Genomic DNA, 8,362 nt, shown 5'->3' on the forward strand with positions numbered 1-8,362 from the left:
TTCAAGACGTTAATAGGCGTCTACATTATAAATTACCCTAACACTCCTGTAGGCTGCAATGGCCTGAAAGCTTTTATCTATTTTTTTGATGGCCGCTTTTGTCTGTACAACAGATTGATGGTACGGTACCTTTACTACTATATTTTTTAAATATTCATTTCTTATTCTTGAAACCGGGGGAAACTCGGGCCCCAGAATGTCTGTTTGTGTATGGGCATCAAAAACGGTGTGCAGGGCTTTTGCAAACCATGTGCTTGCCTCGTTTACCTTATTGTAGTCTTTGTGCTTAAACACCATTTTTATAATTCTTGTAAACGGCGGATATTTAAATTGTTTCCGTTCGTTGAGCTGGTCCGAAAACATATCGGCATACCTATTTAACGACGCCTGCTGTAATATTTGATGAAACGGATTATAGGTCTGTATAATAACCTTCCCTCTTTTTTGGGTACGCCCGGCACGTCCGGCAACTTGTTGTATTAATTGGAAACTGCGCTCATGAGCCCTAAAATCGGGGAAATTCAACAAGGTATCGGCATTCATGATGCCCACTAAGGACACATTTCTAAAATCGAGGCCTTTGGTAAGCATTTGCGTGCCCACCAAAATATCTATTTCCTGTTGCTCGAAAGCGTTTATTATTTTTTCGTAACCGTATTTGCCTTTGGTGGTATCTGAGTCCATCCTGCCCAATTTGGCCTTTGGAAAAATCTCCTTCAGCTCTGCTTCTACTTGTTCCGTACCAAAGCCTTTTGTATCAAGCTCGCTACTACCGCAAGCCTGGCAGGCCTGTTGCATCGCCATGGCGTAACCGCAGTAATGGCAACGGAGCTGGTTTCGGTATTGGTGATAGGTTAAACTTACATCGCAATTTGGACATTGTGGCGAGTGGCCACAGGTTTTACATTCCAAAATGGGTGCAAATCCTCTTCTATTTTGAAAGAGTATTACTTGTTCGCCATTTCCCAAGGCTTCGTGGATTTCGTCCATAAGCCTGTCGGAAAAATGACCGTTCATTCGTTTTTTCTTGAGTTTATCCTTTATATCGGTCAGCTCGATATCGGGCAACAATACATCTCCAAAACGCCTGTTAATTTCAACAAAGCCATACTTTTCCCGCTTGGCATTGTAATAACTCTCTATACTTGGTGTGGCGGTCCCCAACAATGTTTTTCCTTTGTGCATGCCCGCCAAAACAATGGCCGAATCCCTAGCGTGGTAGCGCGGTGCAGGGTCGAACTGCTTAAAGGAAATCTCGTGTTCTTCATCAACAATAATCAACCCCAAATTGGAAAACGGCAACAAAACAGCCGACCGGGCGCCCAATACAATTTGTGCTTTGGGTTTATTGTGCAAAATATTGTTCCATGCCTCTACTCTTTCGTTTACAGAGTATTTTGAGTGGTATACGCTTACCTTTTCGCCAAAATAATCTTGCAGGCGTTTTATCAACTGGGTTGTTAGTGCAATTTCGGGCAATAAATAAAGTACCTGTTTTCCACTGGCTATAACCTGTTCTATCAATTTTACGTAGACCTCTGTTTTTCCGGAGGAAGTAACGCCGTGCAAAAGCACGACATCATTGGTTTTAAAATGTGCTTTTATCTCGCCTAATGCTGCGGCTTGATATTGGTTAAGTTCTTTTAATTGCGTGGTTTCCATCTCTCCAAAATCCACCCTGTCCTGCTGGAGATGGTATTCAACCAACACCTCTTTATCGATAAGGGTTTTTATAATGGATGCCGAAGCCCCGCTTTTTTCTTCCAGCTCTTTTATCTTGATGGGCTTTTTGGTGGAAGCTTCCAACGAGAAAAGCGTCATGATAACGTCTTTTTGTTTGTGGGCCCTTTTGTTTAATGTATCGAGCAATTGGTTTAGGTTTTCATCAGAAGCATGTTGTTCGGCCAGCTTTACATACCGTACCATTTTAGGCTTGTACTGCTCGTATATTTCTTCTTTCAGCTTGATAACATTTTTATCCAGGAGCCTTTTTAAAACCGGTAGAATATTCTTTCTGTCTACAATACCGCTTACTTCGTGCACCTTTAGCATAGACTGATGTTGGAGTGCCTCGTAAACCAGCCATTCGTCATCCTTTAAATTATCTTCAAGGACCTCATCAAAATTATCGTTCTTTAAAATAAGGGTTTCGCTTTCCAACAAAAACGCAGACGGAACGGCCGCCTTAAAGACTTCTCCCAGCGTACACATATAGTACGAAGCAATCCATTCCCAATGTTTTAATTGTTTTTCGGTAACAATTGGAGCTTCGTCTAGTATTTGGTCTATCTCTTTAGGCTTGTATGCTTCGGGCGGGTTATTGTGAACGGCATATACAAGTCCCGTATATATCTTGGATTTGCCAAAGGGAACGGCAACCCTCATTCCCGCACGGATAAACGAAGCTTCCCTTTTGGATATCGCGTAGGTAAAAGCTTTTTCTATAGGAATAGGTAGAACTACATCTATAAAATGCATTTTTTGGGTTTCAGATTGTTCGTTGTTCGTTGCTTGTTTGGTTTTGGATTTCTTTTATGTAGTTATTAGTTAACCCTGTGCCATTCTTGGGTCCTAAATAAAAAAGCAATATAGCCTCTTACGTTTAAAATATCGCTATTGTCTTCGTCTACCCATATTTTACATTTGTATTCTTTCCCCTTTTCCGGATCGAGTATGGTTCCGCCTTCGTACTCATCGCCATCTTGATGAAGCCCTTCAATAATAACCATCCCCAAAACCGGTTTGTCCTTTTTGGCACCTTCACATTTATCGCAAACAACATCTTGACGGTCTTTATTGAGTATTTCTACTACTTTGCCATATACCTTTCCATCTTCTTCATAAATATCTACAATGGATTTTTCTTTTCCGGTACTATCGTCTATGGTTTTCCATTTTCCAAATATGGATTGTGCATGTGAAGCAAATCCTATACATAAAAACAACCCCGTAAATAGTATTATCTTTTTCATCTTCTTATAAATATTTATTTGTTAGAAATTTCGCCTTAAACTCCTTAATGAGGCATTCAACTCGAAGCCCAAAAGAAGAATATTCGAATTAATCCAAATATAAAGCATTAATATGAGTAACGCTCCAATGGACCCGTAAATTTCATTGTACTGAGAAAAATTTTCAATGTAAATACCAAAAAAATAAGTAGTTACAATAATTAAAAAGGTGGTAAGCATGGCTCCTGGCGAAAAGAATCTTGTTTGCCGTCCTTCCGAAGTACCAAAATAATACAATAGTGCCGTTGTTAAAAAAGTAATAATGATAAAAAATAAAAATCGGCCTATCTGCACCCCTATGGTGTCTCCGGTTTCTATATCGATTCCATTTGTTTTTGCAGCCAGATCGCTTAAGTACTGAACTATATATATTTCATAAAAAATAAATCCGATAACGCTTGCCAAGAAAATAAAGGCCATTAGCAAAGCCACGCCAACCGCAACAAAATATTGCTTGACTATATTTCTGGTTATAACAACATGATATGAGGTTTCGAACCCGCCAAATATGGCATTGATTCCATTGGCCATTAAGAAAATGGACAGGAAAAACACAGACGACAACAGGCCGCCCCTTTGTTTCCCTACGATATCCTCGATAATGGAGTCGAAAAAATTGGCGGTTTGCGGAGGCAGCATACTTTCTATAAAATGTATAAAATCTCTTTGAAAGCCTTCTATGGGCACATATGGGATAAGGTTAAGTATAAAAAGCAAAAAGGGAAAAAGTGCCATAAAAAAACTAAACGAAATAGCACTTGCCCTATAAGTTAATGCCCCCTTGATGATGCCTACAAAGTACATTTCCAGCAAATCGTAAATAGAAAGGCCTTCAAAGCCGGGCAACCTGATTTTTTTTAACAGCTTTACAAAGTAATTTACAATCGGTATTTTATTTAATTTATCTTCAATTTCTACCGACATGCTACACTGCTTTTAAACTTAGGTCCATGTTGTAAACAGAATGCGTTAATGCCCCAGATGAAATGTAGTCTACACCACATTCGGCATACAACCTGATTGTTTTTTCGTTGATGCCGCCGGAAGATTCGGTTAAACATTGCTTGTTTATCAAAGCTACGGCCTTTTTGGTGTCTTCGTAGTTAAAATTGTCCAGCAATATCCTATAAACACCGCCAGCGTTTAAAATGGTTTTTACTTCTTCCAGGTTTCTGGCCTCTACAATAATTTTTAGGCCTTTGCCCGTATTTTTTAAATATTGTTTTGTTTTGGAAATAGCTTCGGGGATACCTCCGGCAAAATCAATATGGTTGTCTTTCAACATAATCATATCGTACAGCGCAAACCTGTGGTTCTCGCCGCCGCCTATTTTAACGGCCCACTTTTCCAGTGCCCGTATACCGGGGGTGGTTTTTCGTGTGTCCAGTATCTTTGTCGATGTTCCTTCAAGCAGCTTTACATAACTTTGGGTCTTGGTGGCTATGGCACTCATTCGCTGCATGGCATTGAGCACCAAACGTTCTGCCTTTAAAATAGACTGCGAGCTTCCTTCAACATAAAAAGCAATATCACCGGGTTTTACATAGGCTCCGTCTTCTATCAATACTTCTACTTTTATTTGGGCATCTATATATGCAAAAACCATTTTTGCAAACGCCACTCCCGCTATGACTCCCTTGTCTTTTACCAATAATTTTGCCTTTCCCTTTGCTTCTACCGGTATGCATGCCAGTGAGCTGTGGTCTCCATCGCCTACGTCTTCACGGATGGCATTTTTTATAATGAGTTCAAGCTCATGCTGAAACTGCTCTTTCGATATCATATCGCATTGTTTTGCGCTAATTTATAAAATTAGTTTCTAGATACGAATTTGTATGATTTTATTTTGCTTTTATATTTATGTGAAGCTAAATAAAGCACGCAAATGCGAAAGTTTTATTAGGATGCATGTTATGACCTATGTGTTTTTATTGTTTATTTTTGTTTTTATGAACATCAAACTTATTGCTGTTGGAAAAACAGACGATCGAAACCTTATTTACCTAACAGACACATACATACAGCGTCTTGGATTTTATGTGAACTTTAATTTTGAGATTATTCCAGATATAAAAAATGTAAAAAACCTATCGGAAACACAACAAAAAGAAAAAGAGGGCGAACTTATATTGAATAAAATAGCGCCTACCGATGTTTTAATTCTCCTGGATGAAAACGGCAAGCAATTCTCTTCTGAAGGTTTTGCCGATGAATTACAAAAGCACATGAACAGCGGGGTTAAACAGTTGGTTTTTGTTATTGGCGGACCTTATGGTTTTTCAGGTGCTGTTTACAATAAATCGCGAGGTAAATTATCCCTTTCAAAAATGACATTTTCGCATCAAATGATACGTCTTTTTTTTGTAGAGCAACTTTATCGCGGGTTTACTATTTTGAGAAACGAACCTTATCATCATAGGTAATAACCTGAGTTCGATTATTCTGACTTTGTCAAAACGCTTCTCCTATTCTAAAATATATGCCCCAATCGTCTTTTCCAACTGCGGCATCTAAACCAATATTAAACTTTACTTTTTTAAATGCTTGGTAACGGTAGCCTACCCCAGCACCGGGGTATAAATCCCAATTGTATGCCTCGGTGTCCGAACCATAAATTGTGGCTACTCCCGCAAAACCTACCAAGCCCATCTTTTTGGCAAAATTATAGCGGTATTCTCCTTGTATGGCCATAAGTCCGTCGCCACGAAATTCCCCCTGAGAATACCCTCTGATGTCTTTTCCCCCAATGGTTTGTTGTTGTTGGAAGGCAATGTCGCCCAAGCCAAATTTACCGGAGAAACGTGCCGCAATAAGGTCTCTGCCATTTTTCATGGGGATGTATTTGTTGTATTCGGCCAGTATTTTTTCGGCAGCAACATCGTTTCCGAACCATTCGGGGAAAGAAATCCACCGCAATTGTACCTTTTCGCCAGACATGGGATAATATATGGCATCGCGGGTATCGTAAAGTGTATTTAGTTCTATTCCATTGGTTTCCACCACTGAAGGCGGTTGTACATCGTCTTCGTAAACCGTATTGTAATGGGCATATGTATAAGTAACGCCGCCATAAAGGTTCTGCACAATCCTTCGTTGAGCACCAATGCTTACTACGGTTGCTTTTGTACCATAATCGTAAAACCCGGGAACAACGTCTTGGTTTTCTAAATAAAACTGCGAATTATAATCGCCATTGAAAAAGAAAAATTTGGCCCTCCACTTGTCTTCATCAAAGAAAAACCTATTAAAAAAGGCAATAAAATAAGAGTTATTCGTGGAGTAAACGCCCGAAAGCCCTGACATGGATTTTGGAGAGACTTCATCGTTTTTGTTTAATTTGTACATCATCATGGGTATGGCCCCGAACATAAACTCCAAATTCCTATTAAAATTTAAAAAGGGCATTACCGTAATATCTATGTTTTTATCTTTTTTTTGAATGCTATCCGACTCTTGCTTTTGTGCAGAAACTATGGCGCAACTACATAAGAAAGAAATTATAAATATATATTTTTGCATGGTCCTGTTTTTGCTTAATAGGAATGGAATGTTTAATAAAGATACGACCAAAAAACAAGAAATTAACAAAAATTCTTACAAGCCGAGTAATGAAATTAGTATTTGCCACACACAACCTCAACAAGTTAGCAGAAGTCAAGAAAATAATACCAAACCATATTGAGCTTTTAAGCCTTGAAGATATTGGGTGCACCGAAGCTATTGAGGAATACGGAAAAACAATAGAAGAAAATGCCATAATCAAGGCTGCTTATGTATACAATACGTACCATGTAAATTGTTTTGCAGACGACACCGGCCTTGAAGTCAAGGCACTTGAAAATGCCCCAGGCGTATATTCGGCAAGGTATGCGGGGCCACAAAAAGATACCAACGCCAATATGGACAAAGTTTTAGAAGAGCTAAAACCACATGAGAACAGGTCTGCACGCTTTAAAACCATTATCGCTCTATATACCCATGAAGGAAAAAACTTGTTTGAAGGTATTGTTGATGGTGTTATAACCAATGACAAACGCGGGAACAAAGGCTTTGGTTATGATCCCATTTTTCAGCCGGATGGCTACTCTAAAACATTTGCCGAATTAACTTCAGAAGAAAAAAACAATATCAGCCACCGCGGAAAAGCTATGAAAAAACTTACAGATTATTTAAAATAAACCTATTAAAACAACACCAACCACATGCAAAAATATTTTAGCTTTTTATGTGCATTGCCTTTGCTGTTACTTTCCCTGCAAACGGTACATGCACAAGAAAAAATAACCCCTACAGACCATATAGAGATTGTGGGCCTAGTGGAAAACAATCTTGACATACAGATTGCCGACCTTGAAAAATATAATAGCCAAACGCTCCCAGACCTGGTTATTACCAGCCATAAGGGCGATTATAGAAAGGAACTAACACAATTAAAAGGGATCTTGTTAATTGATCTTTTAAAAGAGGTAGTTATTAAAGCAGATAGCCCAAAAATTTTAAGTGAATATTATTTGATTTTTGAAGCTTCAGATGGATATAAGGTAGTATATTCATGGAACGAACTGTTTAACTCGCCCACGGGGTCGCATGTTTTTTTGATTACCCATAAAAGCGGAACCGACATAACCAAAATGGAAGACCGTTTACTTGTAGTTAATACCAACGATATACAAACTGGACGGCGACATATAAAAAGCTTGAGCAAAATTACCGTAAAACGCGTAGATTGATTTTTATGAAACTCTATTATAAAAACATTGAAGAAAAAGACCTTGAACTGGTAAAGGAAATATACGATTGGTATATTACAAATTCTACCGCAACTTTCCATACTGATCCCATAACCATACAAGGACTTAAGGAACTTTTGTATTTTAATCATTCTTTGTATGATTCTTTTTTAATTTATGCTGATGATGAACTTGCCGGTTATTGCTTTACCACACATTTTAAAAAGCGACAGGCATACAACGGCACCGCAGAAGTTACCATATATTTAAAAGATGGTTTTGGCGGAAAGGGCATCGGGAAAAACACCTTGTCTTTCTTGGAAGAAAAAGCAAAAGGCAAAGGCATTAAAAATTTATTGGGCATAATTACCGGAGACAATACCGGAAGCATAGCCTTGTTTGAAAGGATGGGCTATTTTAAATGTGCCCATTTTAAAAATGTGGGCGTTAAGTTTGGCAAAGTGCTGGACGTTGTTGGTTATCAGAAAGAAATACAAGAATGACCAAAATTATAAAACGGACGCCTATAATCTAAATTTGAAGCATTTTAAAGAATTTATAAGAATGCTGTTGATTGAAATCTGATATTTATAGTTATCTATTAACAATTAACAGCCAATA

Annotated in this window: 9 protein-coding genes; 4 read left to right on the forward strand and 5 right to left on the reverse strand. The window is 38.4% G+C overall.

The genetic code is table 11. From position 1 onward, the window contains the following. Positions 1-9: 9 nt before the first annotated feature. The 4 genes from priA to nadC all read right to left on the reverse strand — a co-directional run bounded on the left by priA (position 10) and on the right by nadC (position 4,794). On the reverse strand, positions 10-2,478 hold the full coding sequence (priA, locus tag UXI14_RS12715) for a primosomal protein N' (RefSeq protein WP_335966458.1): 2,469 nt from the start codon (positions 2,476-2,478) through the stop codon (positions 10-12). A 65-nt stretch (positions 2,479-2,543) separates the two neighbouring features. After that, positions 2,544-2,972: a DUF2147 domain-containing protein gene (locus tag UXI14_RS12720; RefSeq protein WP_277900629.1), complete on the reverse strand. Its 429-nt coding sequence runs from the start codon at positions 2,970-2,972 to the stop codon at positions 2,544-2,546. A gap of 21 nt (positions 2,973-2,993) precedes the next feature. Next, positions 2,994-3,935 (reverse strand): YihY/virulence factor BrkB family protein, encoded by a 942-nt coding sequence (locus tag UXI14_RS12725; protein WP_277900628.1) that lies wholly within the window; start codon positions 3,933-3,935, stop codon positions 2,994-2,996. A 1-nt stretch (position 3,936) separates the two neighbouring features. Next, a complete protein-coding gene (gene nadC / locus UXI14_RS12730) occupies positions 3,937-4,794 on the reverse strand; it encodes a carboxylating nicotinate-nucleotide diphosphorylase (protein WP_335966459.1) in 858 nt (285 codons plus the stop codon). Between the two features lie 166 nt (positions 4,795-4,960). Here nadC and rlmH point away from each other — a divergent pair, with 166 nt between their 5' ends. Beyond that, complete coding sequence (rlmH, locus tag UXI14_RS12735) at positions 4,961-5,434, forward strand: 23S rRNA (pseudouridine(1915)-N(3))-methyltransferase RlmH (protein ID WP_335966460.1); 474 nt, start codon at positions 4,961-4,963, stop codon at positions 5,432-5,434. A gap of 28 nt (positions 5,435-5,462) precedes the next feature. Here the strand turns inward: rlmH and UXI14_RS12740 are convergent, their stop codons facing one another. Further along, on the reverse strand, positions 5,463-6,530 hold the full coding sequence (locus tag UXI14_RS12740; RefSeq protein ID WP_335966461.1) for a BamA/TamA family outer membrane protein: 1,068 nt from the start codon (positions 6,528-6,530) through the stop codon (positions 5,463-5,465). Between the two features lie 89 nt (positions 6,531-6,619). On the opposite strand from UXI14_RS12740, the gene UXI14_RS12745 reads away from it, so the two are divergent. From UXI14_RS12745 to UXI14_RS12755, 3 genes are read left to right on the forward strand one after another with little or no spacing between them, the layout of a single operon-like run. Further along, on the forward strand, positions 6,620-7,189 hold the full coding sequence (locus UXI14_RS12745) for a non-canonical purine NTP diphosphatase (protein ID WP_335966462.1): 570 nt from the start codon (positions 6,620-6,622) through the stop codon (positions 7,187-7,189). Between the two features lie 24 nt (positions 7,190-7,213). After that, entirely contained in the window at positions 7,214-7,741 is a 528-nt protein-coding gene (locus UXI14_RS12750; RefSeq protein WP_335966463.1) for a molybdopterin-binding protein, read from the forward strand. A 5-nt stretch (positions 7,742-7,746) separates the two neighbouring features. Beyond that, positions 7,747-8,244 carry an N-acetyltransferase family protein gene (locus tag UXI14_RS12755; RefSeq protein ID WP_335966464.1) on the forward strand — a complete coding sequence of 166 codons (498 nt, stop codon included), beginning with the start codon at positions 7,747-7,749 and terminating at the stop codon, positions 8,242-8,244. Positions 8,245-8,362: the final 118 nt, after the last annotated feature.

Source organism: Galbibacter sp. PAP.153 (assembly GCF_037029175.1).
Classification (GTDB): domain Bacteria; phylum Bacteroidota; class Bacteroidia; order Flavobacteriales; family Flavobacteriaceae; genus Galbibacter; species Galbibacter pacificus.